Origin of the sequence: Hamadaea tsunoensis DSM 44101 (assembly GCF_000428945.1) — a bacterium.
GTDB classification, from domain to species: domain Bacteria; phylum Actinomycetota; class Actinomycetes; order Mycobacteriales; family Micromonosporaceae; genus Hamadaea; species Hamadaea tsunoensis.
In genome coordinates, this window is sequence record NZ_KE386822.1 from 145,689 (window position 1) to 170,549 (window position 24,861).

Annotated in this window: 23 protein-coding genes; 9 read left to right on the forward strand and 14 right to left on the reverse strand. The window is 71.6% G+C overall.

What is annotated here, in order from left to right:
- Nucleotides 1-213 precede the first annotated feature (213 nt).
- Both G401_RS0141135 and G401_RS0141140 read left to right on the forward strand, forming a co-directional pair.
- Nucleotides 214-873, forward strand: a complete 660-nt coding sequence (locus G401_RS0141135) for a response regulator transcription factor (protein WP_027347086.1) — start codon at nucleotides 214-216, stop codon at nucleotides 871-873.
- Nucleotides 874-920: 47 nt separating this feature from the next.
- Entirely contained in the window at nucleotides 921-2,240 is a 1,320-nt protein-coding gene (locus tag G401_RS0141140; RefSeq protein WP_027347087.1) for an ATP-binding protein, read from the forward strand.
- Here the strand turns inward: G401_RS0141140 and G401_RS0141145 are convergent.
- Complete coding sequence (locus G401_RS0141145; protein WP_027347088.1) at nucleotides 2,209-2,673, reverse strand: DUF2306 domain-containing protein; 465 nt, start codon at nucleotides 2,671-2,673, stop codon at nucleotides 2,209-2,211. The two genes, G401_RS0141140 and G401_RS0141145, sit on opposite strands and share 32 nt — an antisense overlap.
- 21 nt (nucleotides 2,674-2,694) lie before the next feature.
- Between G401_RS0141145 and G401_RS51875 the strand changes: the two genes are divergently transcribed.
- The 3 genes from G401_RS51875 (at nucleotide 2,695) to G401_RS0141160 (ending at nucleotide 4,850) form a co-directional block, all read left to right on the forward strand.
- Nucleotides 2,695-3,279 carry a TetR/AcrR family transcriptional regulator gene (locus tag G401_RS51875; protein ID WP_034594717.1) on the forward strand — a complete coding sequence of 195 codons (585 nt, stop codon included), beginning with the start codon at nucleotides 2,695-2,697 and terminating at the stop codon, nucleotides 3,277-3,279.
- A gap of 121 nt (nucleotides 3,280-3,400) precedes the next feature.
- Entirely contained in the window at nucleotides 3,401-4,054 is a 654-nt protein-coding gene (locus tag G401_RS51880; protein WP_051367978.1) for a peptidoglycan recognition protein family protein, read from the forward strand.
- 1 nt (nucleotide 4,055) lies between these two features.
- The gene (locus tag G401_RS0141160) at nucleotides 4,056-4,850 is read left to right on the forward strand and encodes a GH25 family lysozyme (RefSeq protein WP_051367979.1); all 795 of its coding nucleotides are present in this window, start codon (nucleotides 4,056-4,058) and stop codon (nucleotides 4,848-4,850) included.
- A 70-nt stretch (nucleotides 4,851-4,920) separates the two neighbouring features.
- Here G401_RS0141160 and G401_RS0141165 read toward each other — a convergent pair whose 3' ends face one another.
- Complete coding sequence (locus tag G401_RS0141165; RefSeq protein ID WP_027347090.1) at nucleotides 4,921-5,181, reverse strand: hypothetical protein; 261 nt, start codon at nucleotides 5,179-5,181, stop codon at nucleotides 4,921-4,923.
- Nucleotides 5,182-5,211: 30 nt separating this feature from the next.
- The gene (locus tag G401_RS0141170) at nucleotides 5,212-6,051 is read right to left on the reverse strand and encodes an oxygenase MpaB family protein (protein ID WP_027347091.1); all 840 of its coding nucleotides are present in this window, start codon (nucleotides 6,049-6,051) and stop codon (nucleotides 5,212-5,214) included.
- A 67-nt stretch (nucleotides 6,052-6,118) separates the two neighbouring features.
- Here G401_RS0141170 and G401_RS0141175 point away from each other — a divergent pair, with 67 nt between their 5' ends.
- The gene (locus G401_RS0141175) at nucleotides 6,119-6,421 is read left to right on the forward strand and encodes a hypothetical protein (RefSeq protein ID WP_027347092.1); all 303 of its coding nucleotides are present in this window, start codon (nucleotides 6,119-6,121) and stop codon (nucleotides 6,419-6,421) included.
- A 261-nt stretch (nucleotides 6,422-6,682) separates the two neighbouring features.
- On the opposite strand, the gene G401_RS56545 is transcribed toward G401_RS0141175, so the two are convergent.
- The 3 genes from G401_RS56545 to G401_RS0141190 all read right to left on the reverse strand — a co-directional run bounded on the left by G401_RS56545 (nucleotide 6,683) and on the right by G401_RS0141190 (nucleotide 9,940).
- The gene (locus G401_RS56545) at nucleotides 6,683-6,844 is read right to left on the reverse strand and encodes a hypothetical protein (protein WP_157546823.1); all 162 of its coding nucleotides are present in this window, start codon (nucleotides 6,842-6,844) and stop codon (nucleotides 6,683-6,685) included.
- A 325-nt stretch (nucleotides 6,845-7,169) separates the two neighbouring features.
- Complete coding sequence (locus tag G401_RS0141185) at nucleotides 7,170-7,994, reverse strand: metal-dependent hydrolase (protein ID WP_027347093.1); 825 nt, start codon at nucleotides 7,992-7,994, stop codon at nucleotides 7,170-7,172.
- Nucleotides 7,995-8,119: 125 nt separating this feature from the next.
- On the reverse strand, nucleotides 8,120-9,940 hold the full coding sequence (locus G401_RS0141190) for an anthranilate synthase family protein (RefSeq protein WP_027347094.1): 1,821 nt from the start codon (nucleotides 9,938-9,940) through the stop codon (nucleotides 8,120-8,122).
- Between the two features lie 294 nt (nucleotides 9,941-10,234).
- Between G401_RS0141190 and G401_RS0141195 the strand changes: the two genes are divergently transcribed.
- A complete protein-coding gene (locus tag G401_RS0141195; protein ID WP_027347095.1) occupies nucleotides 10,235-11,233 on the forward strand; it encodes a sensor histidine kinase in 999 nt (332 codons plus the stop codon).
- 70 nt (nucleotides 11,234-11,303) lie between these two features.
- On the forward strand, nucleotides 11,304-11,726 hold the full coding sequence (locus tag G401_RS0141200; RefSeq protein WP_027347096.1) for a roadblock/LC7 domain-containing protein: 423 nt from the start codon (nucleotides 11,304-11,306) through the stop codon (nucleotides 11,724-11,726).
- 147 nt (nucleotides 11,727-11,873) lie between these two features.
- On the opposite strand, the gene G401_RS0141205 is transcribed toward G401_RS0141200, so the two are convergent.
- The 6 genes from G401_RS0141205 to G401_RS0141230 all read right to left on the reverse strand — a co-directional run bounded on the left by G401_RS0141205 (nucleotide 11,874) and on the right by G401_RS0141230 (nucleotide 21,630).
- Complete coding sequence (locus G401_RS0141205) at nucleotides 11,874-13,112, reverse strand: hypothetical protein (protein WP_027347097.1); 1,239 nt, start codon at nucleotides 13,110-13,112, stop codon at nucleotides 11,874-11,876.
- A 21-nt stretch (nucleotides 13,113-13,133) separates the two neighbouring features.
- Nucleotides 13,134-15,413, reverse strand: a complete 2,280-nt coding sequence (locus G401_RS0141210; RefSeq protein ID WP_027347098.1) for a transglutaminase family protein — start codon at nucleotides 15,411-15,413, stop codon at nucleotides 13,134-13,136.
- Between the two features lie 4 nt (nucleotides 15,414-15,417).
- Complete coding sequence (locus G401_RS0141215; protein WP_034594720.1) at nucleotides 15,418-16,626, reverse strand: DUF58 domain-containing protein; 1,209 nt, start codon at nucleotides 16,624-16,626, stop codon at nucleotides 15,418-15,420.
- Nucleotides 16,623-17,615 (reverse strand): AAA family ATPase, encoded by a 993-nt coding sequence (locus G401_RS0141220; protein ID WP_027347100.1) that lies wholly within the window; start codon nucleotides 17,613-17,615, stop codon nucleotides 16,623-16,625. The genes G401_RS0141215 and G401_RS0141220 overlap by 4 nt, the downstream gene beginning before the upstream one ends.
- Nucleotides 17,616-17,652: 37 nt before the next feature.
- The gene (locus G401_RS0141225) at nucleotides 17,653-20,214 is read right to left on the reverse strand and encodes a fibronectin type III domain-containing protein (protein WP_027347101.1); all 2,562 of its coding nucleotides are present in this window, start codon (nucleotides 20,212-20,214) and stop codon (nucleotides 17,653-17,655) included.
- Between the two features lie 237 nt (nucleotides 20,215-20,451).
- Nucleotides 20,452-21,630: a tetratricopeptide repeat protein gene (locus G401_RS0141230; protein ID WP_027347102.1), complete on the reverse strand. Its 1,179-nt coding sequence runs from the start codon at nucleotides 21,628-21,630 to the stop codon at nucleotides 20,452-20,454.
- Between the two features lie 130 nt (nucleotides 21,631-21,760).
- Between G401_RS0141230 and G401_RS0141235 the strand changes: the two genes are divergently transcribed.
- Entirely contained in the window at nucleotides 21,761-23,602 is a 1,842-nt protein-coding gene (locus G401_RS0141235; RefSeq protein WP_027347103.1) for a glycoside hydrolase family 76 protein, read from the forward strand.
- Nucleotides 23,603-23,725: 123 nt separating this feature from the next.
- Here the strand turns inward: G401_RS0141235 and G401_RS0141240 are convergent, their stop codons facing one another.
- Together G401_RS0141240 and G401_RS53965 are read right to left on the reverse strand one after the other, a co-directional pair.
- Entirely contained in the window at nucleotides 23,726-23,977 is a 252-nt protein-coding gene (locus G401_RS0141240) for a Smr/MutS family protein (protein ID WP_027347104.1), read from the reverse strand.
- A 21-nt stretch (nucleotides 23,978-23,998) separates the two neighbouring features.
- Nucleotides 23,999-24,769 (reverse strand): DUF3105 domain-containing protein, encoded by a 771-nt coding sequence (locus G401_RS53965; protein WP_051367980.1) that lies wholly within the window; start codon nucleotides 24,767-24,769, stop codon nucleotides 23,999-24,001.
- Nucleotides 24,770-24,861: the final 92 nt, after the last annotated feature.

Genomic DNA, 24,861 nt, shown 5'->3' on the forward strand with positions numbered 1-24,861 from the left:
GCTCTTGATCATGCAGTCGCGACAAAGGCCTGCGTGCGGGGGTGAAGCCGTGATCGGACGACGGTGATGGATGCTTCGCCCTACTCAGCTGGCAGTGGAGGCCCCCCAGGGCCGGAACGGTCTCCCGCGGGAGGAGCGGAGGTGAGATCGACGAACCCGGGACATGAAAATGATCTTAAAGATCTTGACAGTGGGCGTGCCATCCTGGGGAGCATGCGCTTGCTGGTGGTGGAGGACGAGACGCGGATGGCCGCGGCGTTGCGGCGTGGCCTGGAGGCCGAGGGTTTCGTGGTCGATCTCGCGGCGACCGGGAAGCAGGGCCTGGACGCCGCCCGGTTCGGTGAGTACGACGCGGCGATCGTGGACGTGATGCTGCCGGGCCTGTCGGGCTACCAGGTGGTGAGCACCTTGCGGGACGAGGGGAAGTGGCTGCCGATCCTCATGCTGTCGGCCAAGGACGGCGAGCACGATCAGGCGGACGGGCTCGACTGCGGCGCCGACGACTACCTGACCAAGCCGTTCTCCTACGTCGTGCTGCTGGCCCGGTTGCGTGCGCTGCTGCGGCGCGGTACGCCGGAGCGGCCGCCGATCCTGAGTGCCGGGCCGCTGGCGCTCGATCCCGCCGCGCGCCGCGTCACCCGCGACGGGGCCGAGGTCGCCCTCACTTCTCGCGAGTTCGCGCTGCTGGAGTACCTGATGCGGCATGCCGCGCGGGTGGTGTCCAAGACCGAGCTGCTCGACCACGTCTTCGACGCGGGCGAGGACACCGCGGCCAACCTGGTCGAGGTCTACGTCGGCTACCTGCGGCGCAAGCTCGGCACGGACGCGGTCGAGACCGTGCGCGGGGCCGGCTACCGGCTGGGCACGGCGTGAGGCGCCTGGGCACCTGGTGGGGGCGGCTCACGCTGCGCGGCCGACTGATGATCATCGGGGTCGGCGGGCTCACCGTCGGCTTCACGCTCGGCACCGTCGCGCTCACCGCGATCCTCGCGGTCACCCTCGGCCACAGCGTCGACGACCAGGCGCGTACGACCGCGCGCGACGTCGCCGACCTGGTGGACGCGGGGTCCCTCGCGCAGCCGGTTCCCGTTGCCGGTCCGTCGATCGTCCAGGTCGTCGACGATCGGCAACGCGTACGCGCGTCCTCGCCGGCCGCCGACGGTCTCGTGTCCCTGCTGCGGCCCCAGGAGATCGCGGCGGTACGCGCCGGGCAGACCCTCACGATCGACGGGGACCGGGCGACCGTGCACGGGCTGCTGCACGTGATCGGGGCGCCGGCCGGGACGTCGGACGATCCGCTGACGGTGGTCGTGGCGCTGCCGGTGGACCAGGCGCTCAAGAGCGTGAGCCTGCTCCGGTCGATCCTGTTCGTCGTGTACCCGGTGCTGGTCGGCGGGCTGTCGCTGCTGGCCTGGCGGGTCGTCGGGATCGCGCTGCGGCCGGTCGAGGATCTGCGCGCCGGTGCCGAGCGGATCGCGGAGGGCGGTCACGCCGAGCGGCTGCCCGTCCCGGACGGCGCCGACGAGGTGCACAGGCTGGCGGTCACCCTCAACCACATGCTCGACCGGCAGGAGGCGGCCCGGCAGCGGCAGCGCGAGTTCGTCGCCGACGCCGCCCACGAACTGCGCAGCCCGATCGCCAACCTGCGGGTGCAGCTGGAGGTGGCCGAGCACGCGGGCGTACCGGTGCCGGCGCCGGAGCTGCTGGCCGACGTCGAACGGCTGACCCGGCTCACCGACGACCTGCTTCTCCTGGCGCGCAACGAGTCCGCCCCGGCTCGACTGTCCGTTGTGGAGGTTCACGGGCTGCTGGCGGAGGTGGCCGGCCGCTACAGTGCCGCTCGCGTACCCGTCGTCGCTCCGGCTGCGGGCTCGGCTGCCGCGGCGGCCGTCGTCCGGGGCGATCCGGTGGCGCTCGACCGGCTGCTCGCCAACCTCGTCGACAACGCCGTCCGGTACGCGGCCACGGCCGTGACCCTGTCGGCCCGCGTCCTGCCCGGCGCCGTCGAGATCGTGGTGGCCGACGACGGTCCGGGCGTACCGGCGGCGGACCGGGAGCGGGTGTTCGAGCGGTTCACCCGGCTCGACGACGCCCGCAGCCGGGACGAGGGCGGCACCGGTCTCGGCCTCGCGATCGTCCGCGAGATCGCCCGCCGCCATCACGGGGACGTGACGTTGGCGGCCAACGACCCCGGCGTACGCGCGATCGTCACGCTGCCGCTCGGCGGCCGCTCAGCCTGATGATCGCGAGGGCGAGGCCGACGCAGGCCAGGGCGCCCAGCGTCAGCGGGACCGGGTTGTGGACGATCCACTGCGGGATCTGGCGCACCGGGACGACGACGGCCCCGACGAAGGCGCCGAGCAGGCCGAAGTAGGACCCGGTCATGAAGCGCCGGTGATGCTTCACCCGCCCGGTACGCGCCGCCCACAGGCCGATCGTCAGGGTCACGAAGGTGAACACCGACAGCCCGTGGATCCAGCTGAAGTGGCCTGGCCGCAGGGCCTGGATGAAGAACGACGTGATGATCGTGAGGTACATGGCGACGACCCAGACGCGCCCGATCCGGCGGTGCCGCTGATCGCCCTTCGGCCGGCGGAGCAGGTTGTACGCCCCCAGCACCAGTGAGACGGTCGCGGCCGAGGCGTGCACTCCGATAACAACGTTATTGGCCATAACACTGTTATAGTCCTCGTCATGGCATCGGTCAAGGGAGATCTGATCGACCGGCTCGTGGACGAGGGCGCGCGGCTGCTCGTCGCCGAGGGGCTCGGCGGGCTCTCGCTGCGCAAGGTCGCGGCGGCCGCCGGGGTGTCGACGATGCCCGTCTACACGCTCTTCGGCGACAAGCGCGGACTGCTGGCGGCCATGCACCGGGAGGCGTTCCGCCGGCTCGGCGCGGCCCTCGCCGCCGCCGGCCCCGCCGACGATCCGCTGCAGCACCTGGGTTTGCTGGGATTCGCGTACCGGCAGTCCGCTTTGGACGGGCCGCACCTGTACGCGCTCATGTTCGGCCAGGTGTTCGCCGAGCTGCCGGCCGACGAGGACGGCCGGGCGGCTGCCGATGCGGCGTACCTGCCCCTGGTGGACGGCGTACGCGCGGCCCAGACGGCGGGGATCCTGGCCGAGGGGGACCCGGAGCCGGTCGCGCTGCACCTGTGGGCGGTGGCGCACGGGATGGTGAGCCTGGAGATCAACGGACATCTTCCGGCGCTCGGCGACCCCGCGGACATGTACGCGATCGCCCTCAACAACGCGATCCAGCCCTTCCTCCGCATGTGACCCCGGCCTGCCCGGCTGGTGTGCCGGGCTGCCCGGGCGTTGACAATCCTTTTCGGTCATAGAACGATGCTTGTGAATTCTTCACTGGTTCCATGCTTCGTGCTGTACCGATGGAGGTGCGATGATCTCTCTGAGCCGACGGCGGCTGCTCGCCGGAACCGGGACGCTCGCGGGCGGGCTGCTGCTCGGCGGCACCCCCGGCCGGGCGTCCGCGGCCGTGACCCCGCCCCGCGTCTACACCCGCGCCGAATGGAGCGCCCGGCCGCCGTCCAGCCCGGTGACCGTGCTCGACAGCAAGCCCGACCACATCGTCGTGCACCACACGGCCAGCGGGAACACCACGGACTACTCGCTCGCGCAGGCGGGCCGGCTGTCCCACTGGATCCAGGACCTGCACATGGACACCAACGGCTGGAGCGACTCCGGCCAGCAGCTGACCATCAGCCGCGGCGGCTACGTCATGGAGGGCCGCGACCGCAGCCTGGAGACGGTCGACGCCGGCAAGCTCGTCGTCGGCGCGCAGACGGCCAACCAGAACAGCCACACGATCGGCATCGAGAACGAGGGCATCTACGTCTCGCAGGACACCACGACGATGCTCTTCGACTCGCTGGTGCAGACGTGCGCGTGGCTGTGCGTCGCGTACTCGCTCGATCCGCGGCAGGCCATCGTCGGGCACCGGGACTACGTCACCACCACCCAGTGCCCGGGCGACGTGCTCTACGCCCGGCTGCCCGAACTGCGTACGCGGGTCGCTGCGGTGCTGGGGGCCTGACATGGGACGCCGTATCGCGCTGCTGCTCATCGTGGTGGGTGTCCTGGTCGCCCCCGCGTCCTCGGCGGTCTCGTCCGAGCTCTCCGGCGAGGTCACCGCCGCTGTTCCGGCCGCTGCCGTCCCGCTTGCCGCCGCCGCCCCGCTCGCCGCGTCCGTCGGCGGTGTCGAGGCCGGGGCGTTCGCGGGCACCGTCACCTGGACAACCGTGCACAACGCCGGCGTCCAGTACGCGTACATCAAGGCGACCGAAGGAGCGTCCACGAAGGACACGAGCTTCGGCTCGAACTATCCGAACGCGTACTACGCGGGTCTGATCCGGGGCGCGTTGCACGTGGCGCGACCGAACCAGTCGAGCGGGACCGCCCAGGCGGACTTCCTGGCGGGCAACGGCGGCGCCTGGTCGGCGGACGGCCAGACCCTGCCGGCGGCCGTGGACCTGGAGCCGAACCCGATCTCCGGCGGCTACTGCTACGGGCTCGGTACGAGCGCGATGGTCTCCTGGATCACGGCCTTCGTGAACGAGTACCACGCCCGGACGACGCGCTGGCCGGTCATCCAGACCACGACGTCGTTCTGGAAGCTCTGCACGGGCAACTCGACGGCCTTCGGCGGCAGGAGCCCGCTCGCGATCATCCACTGGGACACCGCCGCCGGTACGCTTCCCGCCGGCTGGAGCGTCTACACCTTCTGGCTGTCGACGGACTGCCAGCCGACCGCGGGCATGACCGGCTGCCCGGAGGCGTCGGTGTTCAACGGCGCCCAGAGTCGCTTGGTGGCCTTGGCCAACAACACCTGAGCACCCTTCCGGCGCTATCGTGAGACCGCTCCCGGCGACGTCCGATGTGGACGGCGCCGGGAGCGGTGGATCAGCTTACGGGGTGACCTCCGTCGCCCTGCACGACGACGTCCATCTTCCCGTCCTCGTCCAGGTCGACCATCGTGATGTCGGGCCGCCCGTCCCCATCGGTGTCGATCTGGAACAGGTCCGCCTTGCCGTTGCCGTCCGTGTCGATCGCCCAGACGTCGGGCGTACCGTCGCCGGTGGTGTCCAAGGCGACGATCTCGTTACGCTCGTCGCCGCGGGTCTGGACTTCGCCGCCCTCGGCGGGGGTGCCGTCGTTCGTCATACCGCCGTACTTCCCCCGTTCGCCCAGGAATCATGCCTGCTCCTCCGCGGGGCCGGCCGTCGCCTTGGCCGCCCGGGCCATCGCGCTGCGGAAGATCGGCCCCTCGAACGCCCGCCGCGGCAGGACGCGCAGCGCGTGCCGGACGGCGTACGCGGAGGCGGTCGCGGACACGTCCGTCGTCGGCAGGCCGGGGAGGCTGTACATCCGCCGCGCCCACCGGGGCAGCAGGCCGACACCGAGCGCGCTGAAACCCCACCAGGCAACGCGTACGGGGGTGATGCCCAGGCCGTAGGGGAGCGGCGGGGACACCAGGAACCTCATCACCTCCCGGGCCTCAGGCGTCGAGTGCAGTTCCGGCAGGTGCCGTTCGTAGAAGGCGGCCACCTCGGCGGCAGTTCCGGGTACCGTGGCCGGATCGAGGCCGACCAGCTCCGCCGCCCGGCGCTGCTCGGCGTAATAGCGGTCGACGTCGGCGTCGGACAGTTCCAGCCCGGCGCGGCGGGCCGTCGTCACGAACGAGTCCACCTCGGTGACGTGCACCCAGCGCAGCAGGTCGGGCTCGTCCAGCCGGAACTCCTCGCCGGTGTCGACATCGCGGGCGGTCATGGCCGCGTGGACCGCGCGTACGCGCCGCCCCGCCGCCTCGGCCTGCGCCGTCGTCCCGTACACGACGGTCGCGACGTAGTTGATCGTGCGCTGGAGGCGTCCCCAGGGATCGTTCTTGAAGTCGGAGTTCTGCGTCACACCGGCGATCGCGCGCGGGTGCAGGGCCTGCAGCAGCAGGGCGCGCGGCGCGGAGAGCAACAGGACCGGCTCGGCGTGCACCCGCCAGGTCACCGTGCCGGGCCCGAACAGACCGAGATCGCTCATGCATCGAGGGTGGCACGCTCGGCGCAAACCGGCCACACCCAATCTGACCTGCTTATACGCTGATGACATGTCGGTCATCATGATCATGCGAGTGCCGGGCGAAGCCGAATCGTTCGAGCGGTACGCCGCCGAGAACGCCGCCGAGATGCGCGGCGTCGCCGACCGGGCGAAAGGCTACGGAGCCGTCCGCCACTTCTTCGGCAGCGGCCGGGGCGAGGTCGTGGTGATCGACGAATGGCCGGACGAGGAGAGCTTCCGCCGCTTTTTCGCGGAGGTGAAGGAACTGCCGGACATCATGCAGCGGGCGGGGGCGCAGGGGGCGCCGGAGCTGTCCTTCCTCCGCAAACTCGACATGCCCGGCGAGTTCTGATCCCGGCAGTTTCTAGCTTTTGTCCCGACTATCCGATATGTGCGGTCGGTCGTCAGGCCTGACTGCCCGGTGATCGTTGACGGCTGCGGTGTGAAAACAGGCCCCCGATGCATGATCGTTGACGGTTCTGGAGCGCGTTGACCGGCTCCGGCTACACCTGACGCGTAAACGATCATGCAGATCGGCCCGGATTGACACCTCAGCCGTAAATGATCAAGGAATCCGTGTCTCCAGCCCACATGACGGAAGATCGTTCTCGCGTCATGGGCTCCGGCCGAGGACGGGGCGGCGCGCCAGCCGCGAACGATCACCCACCAGTCGATCCATCCGATCGCCAAATCGGACAGTCGCGACAAAGGCCGGGGTAAAGAGCCGCGTCACCCATAGCAGGTCGCCGATGATCGCGCCGAACTCCTTGATCATGTAACCCTGTTCCGGCAAGAAAACGCTCTCCCGCCGATATGGCGTTACATGATCAAGGCGCAGCCACCCCCATCGCCGGAATAGCGCTACATGATCATGGCATCGGGCACAGGACCCGCCGGCAACCGATGTTCATATCGGACAGTCGCGACAAAAGCCGGGGTGAAGGGGTGAACCAGCGACCGGACGACGGTGATGGATGCCTCGCCCCACTCAGCTGGCAGTGGAGGCCCCCCAGGGCCGGAACGGTCTCCCGCGGGAGGAGCGGAGGTGAGATCGACGAACCCGGGACCTGAATCTGATCGTGAATGAAAAGCTCTTGGATTTACAGCTCCACGCCGAACTTGCGGAGGATGGCGCTGCCGGCCAGGGCTATCCCGGCGCCGATCGAGATCACGGCGAAGATGCCGGACAGGACCACGCGCTCGACCTTGCCGCCGACCTCGACCGCGATCGCGTTCGGTACGCCGAACATCCGCCACAGCCGCATCTGCTTGAACTTGAAGCCGGTCGGGATCGGCCAGAGGATCGGTACGCCGGCGCTGGTGATGATGTCGCCGAGCAGGTGCACGATGCAGCCGACGCCGACGGCGAAGCCTATGAGCGGATAGCCGGCCCCGGCGTCGAGGTGCAGGAACGTGTAGTACGCGGCACCGGCGGCGAGCAGGGTGGTGATGAGCCAGCCGGCCCGCTTCGCCCAGTGCTCGAAGACGCCGCGGACGGCGAGCCCGATCATCAGGAACAGGATCGGCAGGACGGCCCACTTGCCGAAACGCGAGCACAGGAAGGTCGCGCCCCAGCCCATGAGCAGCGCGAACGGCAGCGTGTGGGTGAAGGTCCGGTGGCCGTAGTCGCGTTTGGGATCGTGGCTGAGCCGGGTCGCGGTGTAGATGCCGAGCGACAGCTTCTCGATGATCTCGGAGATGAACATCGAGACCGGGCCGAAGGTGTGCGCGACGGTGGCGCCGCCCTGGTTGGTCGTCACCTTGCCGGACAGGTCCAGGTCGGGCAGGAGCGCGCCGCCCGCGCAGACGGCGGTGCCGAGCGCGATGTAGAGCGGCGACTGCTGCTTGTCGAAGAACTGCTCCATCACCCAGGATCCGCCAAGCCATACCGCGGCACCGGAAAGCGCGTGCGAACGCCCCATCATGACGGCTGTTCCTCCCCAAAGGATCGTGGGCGCCCAAAGGGAGCCGCGCACACTTTGCCAGAACATGTGTCGGAAGACAATCGGCCGGTCCTACACGCGATAGGACCGGCCGGTGCGCCTTCTCTTCAGGCGGTGACGGGCAGCAATGTCGCGATGAGGTCGGTCAGGATCGCCGGACCGTCCTCCGTCAGGACGGACTCCGGGTGGAACTGCACACCGGCGACGCCCTCGCCGCGCAGCGCGTGCACGAATCCGGTCGCGTCGGTCGCGAACTCGACACCGTCCACAGGGGACGCGATCGCCGTGAAGGTCGAGTAGTAGCCGACCCGGCGTACGGTGCCGAACAGGTCGATCTCCATCGGCACGCCCTGCGCCGGCACCTCGCGCCGGTGCAGCGTCAGGCCCAGTTCGTCGCAGAGCACCTGGTGGCCCAGGCACACGGCCAGCAGCGGCGCGCGCCGGGCCCGCCGGTCCCTGATCACCGCGCGCAGCGCCGCCACCCGGTCCAGGGCCGGGTCCGTGGGATCGCCCGGCCCGGGGCCTGCCACGACGAGATCGTGGTCCAGCTCACCCACCTCGTCGTACGCGCGGAGCTCCACCCGCATCCCGAGGGAGTGCAGCATGTGCGCCAGCATGCCGGTGAAGGTGTCCTCGGCGTCGACGATGAGACAGGACCGCCCGGCGAACGGGCGGGCCATGGCCAGGTCGCGCCGGTCGGCCAGCCAGAACGGGGAGAGCCGGTCGTTGCGGGCGGCCAGCACGGCGAGCACGTCCGGATCGGCGGCCAGCGGCGCTTCGGGCTTCGCGGGACGCGTACGCGCCGCCAGGCCGAGGGCCGCGAGGACGCCGGCCGCCTTCGCCTCGGTCTCGGCGACCTCCCCCGCGGGCGTGGAGTCCCGGACGAGGGTGGCGCCGACGCTGACGCCCAGTTCGCCCCCGGTCGTCAGGACGGCCGTGCGGATGAGGATGGTCGAGTCCAGCCGGGGCGCGCCGGTGCCGTCGTGGTCGAGCAGCGCCACGACGCCCCCGTAGTAGGCCCGGCCGCGGCCCTCGTGCCGGGCGATGACCCGGCAGGCGTTCTCGATCGGGCTGCCGGTCACGGTCGGGGCGAACATCGTCTCGCGGAGGATGTCGCGTACGTCCAGAGTGGACCGGCCGGCGAGGAGGTACTCGGTGTGCGCGAGATGCGCCATCTCCTTGAGGTACGGTCCGACGACCTGGCCGCCGCCGTCGGCGACCACGGCCATCATCTTCAGCTCCTCGTCGAGCACCATGGCCAGCTCGTTGACCTCCTTGGGGTCGGCGAGGAACGCCAGCAGCCCGGCCTTGTCGGGCCCGGTCGCCGGATGCCGGTAGGTGCCCGAGATGGGATTCATCATCACCAGGCCGTCCTGCTGGGACACGTGCCGCTCCGGGCTCGCCCCCACGAAGTACGCCGACCCGGTGAACACGACGAACGTCCAGTAGGCGCCGGTCTCGGTGGTCAGCAGGCGGCGCAGGCAGGCCAGCGCGGTGTGCCCGGGATCGGCCGCGTACGCCCGCCGGGTCCGGTGGATGACGAAGTTGGAGCCCTCGCCCCGGCCGATCTCCTCGTCGAGGACCCGGCCGACGATGTGCGCGTACTCGTCGTCGCCGACGTCGAAGCCGCGATCGTCCACGGTGCCGATGTCGACGGGCAGCGCCGCCAGCAGATCGATCAGCGGGATGCTCGTACGCTCGTCGGCGACCAGGCACAGCAGCGGCGCGCGGTCGTCGACGACCTCGAAACCGCGCTCGGCGATGAGCCGGTGGGGCAGCAGGGCGATGGTCGGCCGGCCCGGTTCCAGCGGGATGTCGGCGGTCGAGGCGACCTCGGCGACGCTGCCGAGGAACAGTTCGACCTGGTCGGCACCCTCGCGCCGGATGAGCGCGTACGGCCGGTCGGCGGGCAGGTGGTGCGGTGTCACGGCGTCTCCTCGTCGGTGACGACCGCCCGCCCGGGACCACCCCCGGACATGCCGACGGCCGCCTCGGTGAGGCGGCCGCGTCTGGTGCGCGAAAGGCTCGGCCCGCCTACGTGGCGGGCCACCAGCTCTGTCGCGCGTACATGGGAGACACTCTAGCGCAATGATCGCCGGCGATCGAGTTTGTCATGCCGAAGTTGTCAAAACGCCGCCCGGCGATCGGATTTCGCGCCCGGCGGCGATACCATACCCGCAGCACCGCGCCGGGGAGGGCCGCGGGCCGGGAGGGGCGGCGTCATGCTGGGGAGGGTACGCACGGGGCGGCTGGATCCGGCTCCGCCGGACGCCGGATACGCACCGGTCGATCGCGAGGAAGTGAGCGCGATCGTGGTCAACCTCGCACGCCGCAGTCAGTCGCTTGTGGAGCGGCAGCTGCGGGTGCTGGAGGAACTCGAACGGGAGGAACGGGATCCGGCCCGGCTGGCCGAGCTGTTCCGGCTGGAGCGGCTGACCGCGCACATGCGCCGGACTAACGAGAACCTGCTGGTGCTGGCGGGCACGTCGGCGCGCCGCCGCGGGCGGGAGCCCGTGCCGCTGGCCGCGCTGATCCTCGCCGCCGTCTCCGAGAACGACTCCTATCAACGCGTACGCGCGGAGGTGGAGGACGGGCTGCAGGTGTCGGGCCTGGTCGCGGCGGATCTGGTGCACATGCTGGCCGAGATCCTGGACAACGCCGCCGGCTACTCGCCGCCCACCAGCACGATCCAAGTCAGCGGGCGAGGTACGCGCGAAGGTGCGATGATCGCCATTGTGGACCAGGGCATCGGCATGAAGCCGGAGGTGTTCGAGGAGCTCAATTCGGTGCTCGCGACGCCGCCCGGGGTCACCGCCGCGGTGACCGAGCGGATGGGTCTGGTGGTCGTCGGCCACCTCGCCGCCCGGCACGGCATCACGGTCCGGCTCGCCGACGCGGCGCCGGGCGTGCGGGTGACCGTGCACCTGCCCGCGAGCGTCCTGCACGGGCGGCCGGAGCCGGTCGCCGAGACCAGGGAGGCTGATGTCAGGATGCGCTTGAACCCCGCCGGTGGCGAACTGGGCTTCCTCGACGGCGAGACGACCATGCGCCTGACCTACCAGGAAGACAACACGGTGGTCCTGCTGCCCACCCGCGTGCCGATGGCGAGCATGCCGTCGACGCCGGCCCCGGATCCGGAGGCGACGGCGCTGTCGCCCGCGGAGCCGGCGATCGAGCGGGTGCTCACCAGGCTGTACGACGGACTGCGGGGCGGCTCCTGAGGAGCCGGCCGCACCGGATGCACGACTGCGAGTCGTACGAGAACGACGCCACGATCGAGGGGAGCGAACGATGGCGACGAACACCCTGAGTCCACCCGCTCAGCGGCTGCATTGGCTGATCAGCGGGTTCGTGGAGCGTACGCCGGGCGTGGCGCACGCGGCGGTCGTGTCGGCGGACGGGCTCCCGCTCGTCGCCGCCGACTCGATGATCCACGATCGGGCGCTCGAACTGGCGGCCATCACCGCCGGGGTGCACAGCATCGCGAAGGGGGCGGTGGAACTCACCGGCTCCACCGACGTCACGCAGACGGTCGTCGAGATGGACCGGGCCTACCTGGTCATCATGTCGATCAGCGAGACGGCGGTGCTCGCGGTGCTCGCGGACCGGACGGCCGACCTCGGCGTCATCGGATTCGAGATGGTACGCCTCGTCAAGGCCGCCGGGGACATGCTCACACCGGCGCTGCGCGCCGAACTGCACGCCGGCTGGTGACCCACCGGTCCCAGCCCCGACCGGGCACCGCCCGCCAACCCAAGATCCCGCTCGGATCAGGGAAATCACCCGAATCTTGGACCATGATTCGGGTGGTAACCGTGATCCCAGCGGGATCTTGGGGTTCGCGGGCGAGACTGGCGGCAGTCAGGTGGTGGGGACCGCGGCGAGGTCGGCGCGCAGGATGGCCGCGCGCGCGGCCGTGATGTCGCCGGCGGTGACTCCGGCGTCCACCCGCTTGCCGAAGTTCTTCAGCTTCGGGTCGAGCTTCTTGCCCAGCCGGGCGTCGGTGAGCAGATCGGCCGCGGCGGAGTCGAGCCGCGCCCCGAGCTTCGTCTCGATCTCGGCGGTGTCGCGGCCCGCGGTCACGTCGGCCCGCAGCTTCGTCAACGCGGCCAGCACGGTATCGGTCGCGGGCGAGGACGCTGTGGCAGCCGGCGACGCGGAAACGGAACCGGAGTGCCCCGGGGTGGGACCGCCGGCGCCGCCGGGCGTACCGGCGATGGTGGCGGGCTGCGAGGGGATCAGGGTCGTACCGGTCGGCCGCGCGGCAGCGGCGGGCACGGGCGACGGTCGCCCGGTCTCGGTGCCCGCGGTGTCGGCCGTGTTCAGCGCCGGTACGCCCGCGCCGGTGAGCTCGCCGACGCCGGCGGTGACGGCCGCGCCCAGGAAGGCGGCCCCGACCAGCGCCAGCCGTCGCCGTACGCGGCCCGGCCCGGCCGGCGGCGTGCCCGCCAGCTTGGTCAGCGCCGCGGCGAAGGCATCCATGGTCAGTGCGCCCGATAGGGCGTCTCCGCAGACCCGGACGAGTGACGGTGCCGCCTCGGTCGAAGCCAGGATCAGGTCCGCGAGCGCCCCGGTGTCGGCACAGGGCGCGGCGGGCTCCTCGGCGACGAGGTGGCGGGTGCCCACCAGCCCGACGAGAACCGGGCCCGTCGGCGTCAGCAGCACCGAGGAGGGGCACACCTCGCCGTGGGTCAGGTTCCGGCGGTGCATCTCGGCGAGCCCGCCGGCCAGTCCGGCGCCGATCCGGATCGCCTCCGGCTCGGGCAGCCGGCCCCGCACGAGCCGGTCGGCCAGCGGCGTACCGTCGATGCGGGCCATGACGAGATAGGGGACCGGTTCACCGCCGGGCGCGTACGCGTCGCCGACGTCGTGCACCGGGACGAGATGGGGATGGCCGAGGCGGGCCGCCGTCCGGGCCCGGGACCGCAGTGTCCGCAGTCCACCGTGGTCGGTCGCGGGCAGCGCGAAGAACTTGACGGCGACCGGCCGGCCGAGCACGTCGTCGAGCGCCGCCCACGTCTGGGCCGCCGGTGACGCGGCCATCCGCGCCACCAGCAGGTACCGGCCGGCCACCGGCGTACCGGCGGCGAATCCGAGCATGCGACGAAGCCTAGGGCATCCTCAGCGCTCGCGCCGCTGGCGGTTCCAACGCAGTGGGCCCGGGTGCAGCGCCCAGACGATCCGCCGCCACCATGACCGGCGCGACCTCAGCTCGGCCACGTACGCGTGGGCGGCGGCCCTCGCCCGTTCGGCGTCCCCGGCGGCGGTGACGGCCGCCCCGAACTCGGCCGCGTTGACCATCGTGGCCAGGTCGTCGAGGGGCGGAGCGGGCAGGCGTACGTGGCGGGCTCCGGCGGCGGCCGTCGCGGCCTCCCGGGCGTGTTCGGCGACCTCGGCGGCCGAGAGGTGCTCGGGAGCCGGCCGCCCCGCGAGGCGCAGCGCGTCGCCGACCTCCAGCCAGGCCCCGTTCACCCACGCGCCCGGCGGCCCTTCGAAACGGCGGCGGCGCAGCGCGCTTCGTCCGATGAGGACGATCAGGATCAGTCCCACCAGGATCAGCACGAGCAGGCCGCCCGAACCGGCCGCGACGACCGGCAGGGCCAGCCCGGCGGCGGCGCTGGCGGAGGCCGCGTGCGAGGCGCCCGAGGCGGCCGCGACCGGCGACTCCGTCGGCAGCGCCTGCTGCTCCGGCGGCTCGCTCGACGGCGGCGGCTTGGGTTTGTACTGGTCCTCCAGCGGCTCGGCCTGCTGGCCCGGGTGCGGCAGCGGGTCGAACGGCACCCAGCCCACTCCGGCGAAGAGCACCTCCGGCCAGGCCGAAGCGTCCGAAGCCAGCACCGGATGCGTACCCTGCCGGCCGTGGAAGCCGACGACGACCCGCGACGGCAGGCCCGTCATCCGGGCGAGAACGGCGAACGAGGCGGCGAATTGTTCGGCCGTTCCCTTGAACCCGCCGCCGTTGCCGTTGAGCGCGCCGAACAGGAAGAAGTCCAGGTTCGGCAGCGCGTGCCCGCTCGGCGCGTTCGCGTCCAGCGTGTAGTGGGTCGCGAGGAACTGCTCGATCGCCAGGGCGCGGGCGTATGCGGTGCCGTTGTCGGTGGTCAGCTGCTGGGCGAGCTGCTGCATCCGCTGCGGCAGCGTGCCCGAGCCGATGGACAGGTAGCGGCTGACCGAAGGGCCCGTCGGCACGTCGGCCATCGGCATCGTGTTGTCGTCGGGCTCGCTCGACTGCGAGGTCACGTCGTAGCTCAGGCCCGGCCGCAATCCGTCCGGCAGCATGAGCGTGCCGCTGTCGGTGTCGATGTCCACGCGTACGCCGTCGACGTGGCGAGCGGTCGCGACGGCGGGCAGGAGCTTGCCGGTGAGGCCGGCCACGGTGATCTTCTGGGTGACGGTGCTCGCGGTGCCCGGCGCGACGGCCGCGTCGGCGGCGGCCGGGGGCGGGGCCGGCGGCGACGGCAGCGTACGCGCGGCCGGCCGGTAGGAGCCCGAGACGTGCCAGGTGACGCCGTCGTAGTCGGTGAGGACGGCGAGCCGGATGACCTCGTCGGCCGACAGCGTGGTGTCGAGCAGGTGCTCGGTGGGGTTGACCGCCCAGCCGGACAGGCGGATCAGCGGGTTCTGGTCGAGCGCGTCCAGCGACGGCGGCGACACGTACGCGCGCGGGTTGACCGGCTGCCGGCCGACGCCCCCGGCGAGACCCGGCCCGGCCAGGGCGGTGAGGCCGACGATGACGGCGACCCCGGCCAGGGCCGCGACGGCCGCACGGACCTGCAGCGAGCGGCGGGTCCGCACGTCGATCTCGGCGCCGGGGGCTGCGTTGACCGGGCGGCGGCGGGAGCTCTGGCCGGTCGCGGCGAGCGCGGTGACGGCGAGCGCGGCGAACGCGAGGCTCGGCCAGACGCTCGCCCGGTGCGGGCCGACCAGGAACAGCGCCGCTCCATAGAGGACGGTCGGCAGCCCGAGGCCCAGCAGCGTACGCCGGGCGCGGCCGGCCAGCTCGGTGACGCCGAGGCCGGTCAGCCAGGCGGCGATCACGGGTATGGCCACGGTGTCGGGCTGCGGCTCGATCGGCACGAGTGCCGTGAGCAGCCGCGGTACGCCGTTGGCCAGCGCGTCGGCGGCGATGTCGGCCAGGCTGCCGGTGATCCCGGCGTTCTCGGCCGTCAGGTGGACGCAGAACGCGAGGTAGCCGCCGAGCCCGAGGACCGACAGCGGGGCGGCCGACCAGCCGGGCAGCGGCCGGGTGAGCAGGCCGAGCAGGACGCTGCCGGCCGCGGCCCCGGCGAACAGCTCGAACAGCAGGGGATCGGAGTAGATCTCGCCCAGCGTCCGGCCCGCGATGACGATCATGCCGCCGAGCAGGAGAGGAACGAGCGCTGCCCGAAGCAGACGGGTCATGCGGTCACCATCGGCCTACTCCGTCCCACTCCGCCGCGAAATCGGGGCCGTCCTCGGCGCGCAGCATCAGCATCCCGGCCCCGCCGGTCTGGCCCTCGCCCGGTTCGAACGGGCCGAGGACGCCGGCGACCACGCTCGGGAACGCCCCTTGCAGGGCGCTGATCACGCCGAGATCGGTGAGCCCGCGCAGGCCCGTGAGGTAGACCAGGGTGTCGCCGGGCCGGTGCTGGCGCAGCCGGTTGGCCGCCTCGACCAGGATCTCGCCGCCGCCGTCCGGCCGCAGCACGGCCTCGGCCAGGGTGTCGAGATGCGCCTGGGCGCTGCCCCGCTGGTGGGCCACGGCCGCCCCGCCGACCGTGTGCAGCACGACCGGCAGGTCCTCGCGGACGGCGGCGGCGATCACGGACGCGGCCGACTCGCAGGCCGACTCGAACGCCGCCACCTCGCCGCCCGGCGACTCGGGCGCCGGATAGGAGGCGGCCCGGTCGTCGAGCAGTACCACGATCCGGGGCAGGCTGGTGTCGAGATGCTCGCGCACCATCAGCTCGCCGACCTTCGCGCTCGTACGCCAGTGCACGTGCCGCAGCTCGTCGCCGATCACGTACTCGCGCAGGGTGTCGAAGGTGATGCTGCCGTGCGGTACGCGGTCCACCCGGCCGTCCATGCTGCGGGTGACGCCGGCCGGGACGGCCTGCATGGGGTGGATACGCGGATGCACCCAGATCCGGGCCACGCCGCCGTGGTCGCGGGCGAACGAGATCAGGCCGAGCGGATCGCGCCGGTTCACCCGCAACGGTCCGACCTGGACGACGCCGCGCCGCCGGGTCGGGACCGCGTACGCGACGTCGGTCGTGGTGCCGGCCCGCAACCGCAGGACGGGAACGGGGACCACCGCGGCGTCGGCCAGGCCGTCGAGGTCCACCCGGCCGCAGACGTCCTCGGCGATCATGCTGGCGGCGAGGAAGCGGCTGGCGTTGCGGACCGACAGGGTGACCCGGCTGCCGTCGCCCCGGCCGACGCGGTCCGGATCGGCCGTCCGGTTCACGTCCAGCTTCGGCCGCCACAGGCCGTAGGTCAGGGCGAAGACGACCGCGATCACGGCGGACGTACCGAGAACGGCCAGCTCGGGATAGCCGAAGACGAAAGCGGCGCCGGTCAGCAGCAGGCCGCCGGCGCCGAGTCCGGCGCCGCGCAGGGTGATCGGCGCGGTCATCGGGGCCGCGTGTCCGCCTGCCCCGGCAACGGCACCGGAACGGCCTCCATCGCGTCGTGCAGCACCTCGATCGCGGTGACCCCGCGCAGCTGCGCGTCCGGGGTCAGCAGGACACGATGGGCGAACACCGGCTCCAGCAGCGCCTTCATGTCCTCGGGGAGGACGAAGCCACGGCCCTCGGTCAGCGCGTACGCCGCGGCGGCCCGGGTCAGCGCGATGACGCCGCGGGGACTCACACCGACGCGCACGTGCTTGTGTTCCCGGGTCGCGGTCGCCAGCCGCACCGCGTACGCGTACAGGGCGTCGGCGATGTGCGCCCGCTGCGCGAGCCGGACCGCCTCCGCGACGGTGTCGGTCGAGCAGACGGGTTCGATGGCCTCCGGCGAGCGGATGGTCGCCCCGCGCAGCACCTCGATCTCGACGGCCTCGCTGGGATAGCCCATCGACAGTTTCATCAGGAACCGGTCGAGCTGCGCCTCCGGCAGCCGGTAGGTGCCGTCCATCTCGACCGGGTTCTGCGTGGCCACCACCAGGAACGGCCGCGGCACGCCATGGCGTACGCCGTCGACGGTGACCGTGCGCTCCTCCATGACCTCCAGCAGCGCCGACTGGGTCTTCGGCGAGGCCCGGTTGATCTCGTCGGCGATGACGATGTTGGCGAAGATCGGGCCCGGGTGGAACTCGAAGCCCCGGTTCGCCTGGTTGAAGATCGTCACACCGGTGACGTCCGAGGGCAGCAGGTCGGGGGTGAACTGCACCCGTCGCCACTGCCCCTGGACGCTCGCGGCCATCGCCCGGGCCAGCGTGGTCTTGCCGACCCCGGGCACGTCCTCGAGCAGGACGTGCCCCTGGGCGAACAGGCAGACCAGCCCCAGCCGCACCGTCTCGGGCTTGCCGAGGACGATCTTGCCGACCGCGCCGGCCAGCCTGGCCGACAACTCGGCGAAGGCGGCGACCTGCGCGGGGGTCAGCGGCTGCGGTTGGCTCACGGTCGTTTCCCTTGCTCGGTGCGACTGGGGGGCGGGTTTAGAAGCAGTCCGGCAGCGAGCTCAGCTCGGCGTCGGACAGATCCGTGTACGCGAACGGCAGATAGTACGGGTCGCGCACCATCACCCAGTAGTTGCTCTTCTTGTTGTTGTTCTCGGTCGCCGAGTTGATCGTCACGCCGGTGTGCTTGCAGACCGCCGCGAGGCTCTGGCCGTCCGAGTGCGCGTTGCCGGCGTACGTGTTGTTCTGGTCGATGGTGCCACCGTGCGCCTTGTACTCCCACACACCCGTGCCGCAGCCGTTGCACTGTGAGGTGCCGGTGACGGCGCTGGTGCTCGCCGAACCGTTGGCCGAGTAGGAACCGGCCGCGTTGGAGACGTCCAGCGTCCACGAGAAGCCCGTGCCGGCCCGGTTCACGCTCACGGTCAGCTTGCTGCCGTTGGCGCAGGACGAGTCGGTCACCGACGCCTGCCCGGCCACGGTCAGCTTGCAGGTCGCGGCCTCGCCGGTGAACGTCGCCGTCACCGACACCGAGGACGCCGTCGAGCTCGCGTTCTCGGCACTGCGTACCGGGGCGGCGAGGGTCTTCGCGGTGGTCTTCGCGACCGCGCTGTCGCCCGCCTCGTTGACCGCCACGACCGAGACCGTCACGGTCTGCCCGTCGCCGAGCCCGTTCCAGGTCATCGACACGTCGGTGGTCTTCTTGGTGGTGCCGTTGATGGTCACGTCGTACTCGGTGATCGCCCGGCCGTTGTCCGAACCCGGCACCCAGCCGATCTTCACCGAGCCGGCCGCGCTGGTCACCGTCGAGGCCGTCAGGCTCTTCACCGCGTCCGGCTTCGTGAACGGCACGACCGTCTCGCTGAGCGGGGACGCCTTCGACGCGACGCCGATGTCGTTGACCGTGACGACGCTGAACGCGTACTGCGTGCCGTAGTCCAGGTCGCCGGCCTTGATGGTGAGGGTGGATCCGGACGCCGAACCGACCGGCTCCGTCGCGCCGTTGGAGCTGGCGGTCACCTCGTACCGGACGATCTTGTGGCCCTGCCCGTTGGCGCCGCTCCAGGTGACGACCACGGTGCCATCCGGCTTCGGGGTCGCGGTGACGGTCGCCGGCGGGTCGGGTGTCTCGAAGCTGGGCGTGACCGTGTTGCTCGTACGCTTCGGCCCCTCGCCCTTGCTGTTGACCGCCCACACGTCGAACGTGTACTGCGTGCCGTTGACCAGGCCGGTGACCACGAGCGACCGCTGGGCGGCGCCGACGGTGAAGGTCTGCCCGTTGCCGGTGACCATGTACTTGGTGATCGCCGCGCCGTTGCTGGTCGCCTTGCCCCAGGTGATGGTCGCCTGCGTGTTGCCCGCGACCGCCTTGAGGTTCTTGACCGCGCCGGGCTTGCCGATGGTGGGCTTCGGCGGCGGGGGCGGCGGCAGCTTCGGCGGGTCGCCGCCGAGCACGTCGTCGGTGAACTTGTTGACGATCTTCACGTGGCCGTCGTCGTCGATCACCCGGGCGGTCGCGGCGTTGGGCGCGTTGACGAAGAGGCGGTTCTCCCGGACCTCCAGGTCGATCGAGCCCCGCGCCTCCTTGAAGTCGATCGTGTCGGTCAGCTTGCCGTCGTGGTCGAGCACGTAGACGACGCTGTTCGTCTCGTCGGCCACATAGAAGCGGCCCGCCCACGGCACGGCCGGCTTGAGCCGGGCGCCGTCGCCGGGGACCGTGAAGTCGTGCACGGTGTCGTTGCTGACGACGAACACGTGCCGGCCGTCGACGACCGTCACCGGGACGTCCGGCCCGGTCGTGCGCGTCGGCAGCGAACCGGAGCCGCCCTGCAGGTCGAGGCCGACCTGGTGCTGCTGGTCGTCGAGCACGGTGGTGAGCCGGCCGTTGGTGCGGTCGAGGACGGCGACGCCGGTGTCCAGCGTGGACACCGTCAGATCGTGGCTGCGGTCGGCCACCGCCACCGTCTTGACCAGGTTCGGGTTGCCGCCGCCGACGCCGCCGCTGGAGGGCATCGGACCGGCCGGCGTGATCGCGGCGACCGTGCCCTCGCTCGGCACGGCGATCCACAGCCGCCCCTTGCCGTCGAACGAGCCGCCGGTGATGCCGGCCGGGAAGTGCACGGGGTCGCCGACCGGGGCGAGCGTGGCCGGGTTGATCTGGCGGACCAGGCCCTGCGCCGGGTCGATGAGGAACGCGGCGTCGCCGTCGAGGGCGACGGTCACGCCGAGCCCGGAGGTGCTCGCCGCCGTGCCCGACGTCTGCAGCGTGGTCAGGTCGACCGCGCTGAGCTGGCCGGTGTTCACGTCGCGCAGCACCATGTAGCGGTCGCTCTGGCTCACCTGCATGGTGTGGCCGCTCGCGCCGGGCACCGCCATCCGGGTGTCGACCTTGCCGGTCACCCCGTTGACCCTCGCCATCTCGCTCTTCAGCGAGCTCCACAGCCACGACTCGGAGTCGTAGCTGGCGGCCGCGTGATCCTTGGCGCCGAGGCCGAACCATGTCAGTGCGATCCCGGCGATGAGCGCCAGCACCGTCACGATCGTGACGATGCCGCCCTTCGACCTGGCCTTGCGTCCGATGGCGCCCGGTGTGACCACCATGGTTCGCCCTCCCCACCCCGTGCCGGACCATCGGCCCGGCGCGCTCGTCATGGCGCTGTGCCGCCCGTAGTTGGCTGTCGCCGAATCAGATGTCGCCGTGCGGTGCCGCCGTGGCGCGAAGCGCCTCACGGCCGGCGGCCGGGCCGTCAGGAGCGCTGCCCGGTACCGCCGAAGCCGCCGTCATCATAGGGCGCCGCTGTGACATCGAAAAGCCGCGTCGCCCCCGCTGTGGATAAGTCACTTCGCCGACGATCCGGGCCGGTTCGTACAGACCGGCTGGGACTCCAGCAACTCGGTCGCCGAATAGATCGTCACGACGCTGAAACAGTAGTCGTACTTGGCGTTCAGACCGGTGATGGTGAACGTCGGCTTGCCGCCGAGGTTGCCCGTGACCAGCTTCATCGACTCCTTGGTCGCGCCCATCTTGACCGCGAATCCGGCCTGCCCGGAGGCCGGGTCGCTCCAGCGCAACGTTATCGAATCGCCGTGATCGCCGATCGCGAGATCGGTGGCGGGCACATGGTCCACTTGCGACTGCGCGGCCCGCGGGTCCCCGCCGGTCGACGGCTGCTGGCCGCGGCCGATGAGCACCATCACGACCACGCCCGCGGCGACCACCGCCACCAGCGCCGCCGCCACCGCGAGCAGCATCGTGCCCCGCCCGCGCCGCTCGACGATCACCGAGGGCGGCGCCGTGAACACCGGCGACGGCGCGGCCACTTCCGGCGTACGCGCGGGCGCCCGCACCGGTTCCGGCATCGGCTCGGCCGGCCGCTCGGCGAACCGGACCGGCCCGGGCAGCGAAGGCAGGGGAGCGTGCGACATGGCCGGACTGACCGGCGCCTCCGGGACGGTCGACGGGGCGGCCGCGCCCATCACCGGCCGGTCCTGCGGTACGCGTTGCGGCAGCGCCGGATCCGCCGGCACGGCCTGCGGCGGCACGGCCAGCACGCCGGGCCCGGGGGACGCCGCCGGGGCGGCCGGGACCGGTGCGGCCGAACCCAGGCGGCTCTGGGCTTCGCGTACGACGTCTTCGAGACCGGGGACGGCGGGGCCGAGCGTGACGACGCGGCCGTAGTGCTTGCGGGCCTCGTGCTTGTTGCCCAGCTGGTCGGCGATGCCGGCGAGCTCGAAGCTCAGCCGCAGCATGACCGGCTCGGCCTCGTCGTGGCGCAGCGATCCGGCCTGCAGCGCCTCCTCGACGACGCGGCGCGCGGTCGGCAGGTCGCCGCCGCGGCGGTGGAGGCTGGCCAGCAGCAGCGCGGTGGCCAGGATGTCGGGATGGTCCTCGCCGTACTGGAAGGTGGCCGCGTCGAGGGTGTCCTCCAGCAGCATCCGCGCGGACGCGAGGTCGCCGCGGTCGCGGAACGCGCGGGCCTGCGCCCAGATGTCGGGGAGGTGGGTCTGCTGCGGCACGCGTACATGCTGCCGCCTCGGCTGCCATTCCGCCAGCCCGTGACCGTTGACAACGGACCATCCACGCTGTTAGACCTGACCTAACTGTGACAAGGGTCGATGTCACGCGCTGGTTCGCGCAGGTGGACCGGTGTCCTTCGTCGCCCCGGAGGCTGTCATGCCGTATGTCACCCGTGCCCTGGCGAGCCTGCTGCTCCTCGCCGCGCTCGTGCCCGCCCTCCCCGCTCCGGCGGCCGCCGCCGAACCCGTGGTCTGCTCGGTCTTCTGCGACCGCCGCGATCCGTCGCAGGCCCGCGCCGAGACGTTCCCCGTACCGGCCAAGGTGGTCAACGGCCGGCAGATCCGGCTGCACCTGTCCGACCCGGACGGGATGGCCTGGGCCAGCATCGACGCCGGCCAGACCGGCGACGCGGTCTGGCTCGACCGCTCCTTCGACGGCGGCGCGACCTGGGACGGCCTGCTCGGCCAGGCGTCGATCCCGTCCGGCTGGACCGGTACGCGCACCCTGCTCTACAACGTCGCCGACCCGTCCCACCACCGCCGGGGCGTCGTCCGCGCCTGCGGCAACGGCGGCGCGACGGCCTGCACGCCGTGGGTCTACCAGCCGCTCTGCGTGACCGCGTGCGACGGGACCGCCCCCGGATCGGGCGACTACCAGCCGGTCGGCGCGACCACGCTGAGCGGCCGCCGGATCGCCCTGCACATGTCGTCGGCCGGGACCGCGTGGGCCACGATCGACACCGGCCGCGCCGGCGACGAGGTCTGGCTCGACCGCTCCTGGGACGCCGGCGCCTCCTGGCCGGGCGGCTCCTCGCTCGGGCGTACGAGCATCGGCGGCGGGACGTCGACGCGGACCAACGCGTACAACACCACGGACGTCGTCGGCCGCATGTCCGGCGGCTCCGTACGCGCCTGCGGCCGCGCGGTCGAGAGCAGCAGCGGCAGCTGCACGGCCTGGGCCCGCCCGTCGTCCACACGGGACACCGCCGCCGCCGACGCGCTGATGTACAGCTACGACCCGTACACCGCATGGTGGCCGTCCAGCTGGTGGAATTCGGCGGTCGCCGTGCACACGGTCGCCGACTACATGCGCCGCGACGGCGACACCCGCTACCGCTGGGTCCTCGACCAGACCTACACCGTCAACCGGGCCGCGTTCCCGGCCGGCGTACGCTCCTCCGACCAGATCGACGGCGACTTCGTCAGCCGGGCGATCGACGACTCCGCCTGGTGGGGCCTCGCCTGGGTGGCCGCCTACGACGCCACCGCCGAGCGCCGCTACCTCGACGAGGCGGTCACCATCGCCGGCTACGTCAACACCTTCTGGGACCCGTCGACCTGCGGCGGCGGCGTCTGGTGGAACCGCGAGCGCACCTACAAGAACGCGGTCACCGTCGGGCTCTACATCCGCCTCACGGCCGCCCTGCACAACCGGCTCGGCGGCGACACCCTGTGGCTGGGGCGCGCGCGTACCGGCTGGAACTGGTTCGCCGCCAGCGGCATGATCAACTCTGCCGGCCTGGTCAACGACGGCCTCACCACCGGCTGCGCGAACAACGGCCAGACCGTCTGGACCTACAACCAGGGCCTCGCCATCGGCGCCGCGGTCGAGCTCTACCGCGCGACCGGGGATCCGTCCCTCGTCACCGTCGCGCGCCGGCTGGCCGACGCCGCCCTTTCCTCTTCTCTGGTACGCGCCGGGGTGCTCACCGAATCCTGCGACACCGACACGACCACCTGCGACGACAACCAGAAGCAGTTCAAGGGCGTCTTCGAGCGCTACCTCGGCGACCTGAACTCCGTCACCGCCGGCGCGTACGCGACGTTCCTGCGTACGCAGTCCGACACGATCTGGTCGGCGGACCGGGACACGTTGAACCGCTTCGGAGCGCGCTGGAACGGCCGCAGCCCCAACCCCACCGACTGGCGTACGCAGGCGTCAGCCCTGGCCGCCCTCCTCGCCACCCCATAGTCCGGGCGCGGACAGAGCGTGATGGACGTGGCGATCTTGCGCGAATGTCCGGGCATTTCGGGCAGTCAGGACGAAATTCGAGACATTCGCGCAAGATCGTCGGACATGGCCGCGGACAGTCGGTCAGTGGCGGAAGTGGACGAAGATGCGGCCGAAGTTCTTGGAGTCCTTCTCCACCCGGTGGTACAGCGCCTTGATCTCCTTCTGATCGAGGAACCGCAGCACCTTCTTCTTCAGCTGTCCCGACCCCTTGCCAGGGATGATCTCGATGAGCGGCGCCTTCTTCGCGACGGCCTCGCGCACGATGGCGTTGAGCGCGCGATCGATCTCGCCGCCCTTGTTGTAGATGTCGTGGAGGTCCAGTACCAGCTTCATCGTCGTCCAGGATAACGGTTGTCAGGACTGGTGATCGAGGTCCGCCCCGGTGGTGGTGTTGCCGCCCGAGCAGACCGCGCCGGTCTCCTGCGACGCGTTGACGCGCAGGTCGTTGATGAACTGGTCGATCCGCGAGTCGCCGGCGTTGTCGACCTTGAGCTGCCAGCCCCAGGCCTGCAGCGAGATGGCCGAGCCCTGGTCCGGATACGGGCTGAGCAGCGTGTACGGGACGCCCTTGACCCGGTCTTCGAGGAGTTTGACCTGGTCGGCCGGGAGGCTGGGGTCGTAGGTGATCCAGATGGCGCCGTGTTCGAGGCTGTGTACGGCGTGCTCGTTCGCGATCGGCTGGGTGTAGACGTCGCCCATGCAGTTCTGCCAGATCGGGTTGTGGTTGCCGCCGATCGGGGGCGTCGTGTCGTAGGTGACCTTGCCCTGGACGTGGGTGTTGCCGAACTTCTCGGTGTGCCGGTCGACGATGCCGGAGATCGTCTGCGCCTTGGCGACGTAGTCGCCGGTGACGGTCGGGGTGGCGGCGGTGTTCTTGCCGGACTGCGCGTTGACGAACCAGACGGCGCCGGCGATGGCCACGAGGACGGCGACCGCGACGGTGATCAGCGTGAAGTTCCACGGCCGGTCGGCGTGGGCGGCCGCCTTGACCGCCTTCTGCGCCGCGGCCCGCTGCTGCGTTCCGCCGGCCGGCCGCTGGGGCTGCGTACCGGAGGCCGGCTTCGGGCCGCGCGGCTTCGTGCCGGATCCGCCGCCGGGGCGGGCGCCTGATTTCCTCGTCGCCATTGGCCCGACGGTAGCCAGGTTTCCTGTGAGGCCGCTGTACCTGGGCCGAGGGGGTGCTGAACCGTTTAAGCTGCTGGCGGCCCCGACGGGAA

Coding starts and splice junctions, on each gene's coding strand:
- G401_RS0141135 (WP_027347086.1), top strand. CDS start 214: ATGCGCTTGCTGGTGGTGGAGGACGAGACGCGGATGGCCGCGGCGTTG.
- G401_RS0141140 (WP_027347087.1), top strand. CDS start 921: ATGATCATCGGGGTCGGCGGGCTCACCGTCGGCTTCACGCTCGGCACC.
- G401_RS0141145 (WP_027347088.1), bottom strand. CDS start 2,673: ATGGCCAATAACGTTGTTATCGGAGTGCACGCCTCGGCCGCGACCGTC.
- G401_RS51875 (WP_034594717.1), top strand. CDS start 2,695: ATGGCATCGGTCAAGGGAGATCTGATCGACCGGCTCGTGGACGAGGGC.
- G401_RS51880 (WP_051367978.1), top strand. CDS start 3,401: ATGATCTCTCTGAGCCGACGGCGGCTGCTCGCCGGAACCGGGACGCTC.
- G401_RS0141160 (WP_051367979.1), top strand. CDS start 4,056: ATGGGACGCCGTATCGCGCTGCTGCTCATCGTGGTGGGTGTCCTGGTC.
- G401_RS0141165 (WP_027347090.1), bottom strand. CDS start 5,181: ATGACGAACGACGGCACCCCCGCCGAGGGCGGCGAAGTCCAGACCCGC.
- G401_RS0141170 (WP_027347091.1), bottom strand. CDS start 6,051: ATGAGCGATCTCGGTCTGTTCGGGCCCGGCACGGTGACCTGGCGGGTG.
- G401_RS0141175 (WP_027347092.1), top strand. CDS start 6,119: ATGTCGGTCATCATGATCATGCGAGTGCCGGGCGAAGCCGAATCGTTC.
- G401_RS56545 (WP_157546823.1), bottom strand. CDS start 6,844: ATGATCAAGGAGTTCGGCGCGATCATCGGCGACCTGCTATGGGTGACG.
- G401_RS0141185 (WP_027347093.1), bottom strand. CDS start 7,994: ATGATGGGGCGTTCGCACGCGCTTTCCGGTGCCGCGGTATGGCTTGGC.
- G401_RS0141195 (WP_027347095.1), top strand. CDS start 10,235: ATGCTGGGGAGGGTACGCACGGGGCGGCTGGATCCGGCTCCGCCGGAC.
- G401_RS0141200 (WP_027347096.1), top strand. CDS start 11,304: ATGGCGACGAACACCCTGAGTCCACCCGCTCAGCGGCTGCATTGGCTG.
- G401_RS0141205 (WP_027347097.1), bottom strand. CDS start 13,112: ATGCTCGGATTCGCCGCCGGTACGCCGGTGGCCGGCCGGTACCTGCTG.
- G401_RS0141210 (WP_027347098.1), bottom strand. CDS start 15,413: ATGACCCGTCTGCTTCGGGCAGCGCTCGTTCCTCTCCTGCTCGGCGGC.
- G401_RS0141215 (WP_034594720.1), bottom strand. CDS start 16,626: ATGACCGCGCCGATCACCCTGCGCGGCGCCGGACTCGGCGCCGGCGGC.
- G401_RS0141225 (WP_027347101.1), bottom strand. CDS start 20,214: ATGGTGGTCACACCGGGCGCCATCGGACGCAAGGCCAGGTCGAAGGGC.
- G401_RS0141240 (WP_027347104.1), bottom strand. CDS start 23,977: ATGAAGCTGGTACTGGACCTCCACGACATCTACAACAAGGGCGGCGAG.
- G401_RS53965 (WP_051367980.1), bottom strand. CDS start 24,769: ATGGCGACGAGGAAATCAGGCGCCCGCCCCGGCGGCGGATCCGGCACG.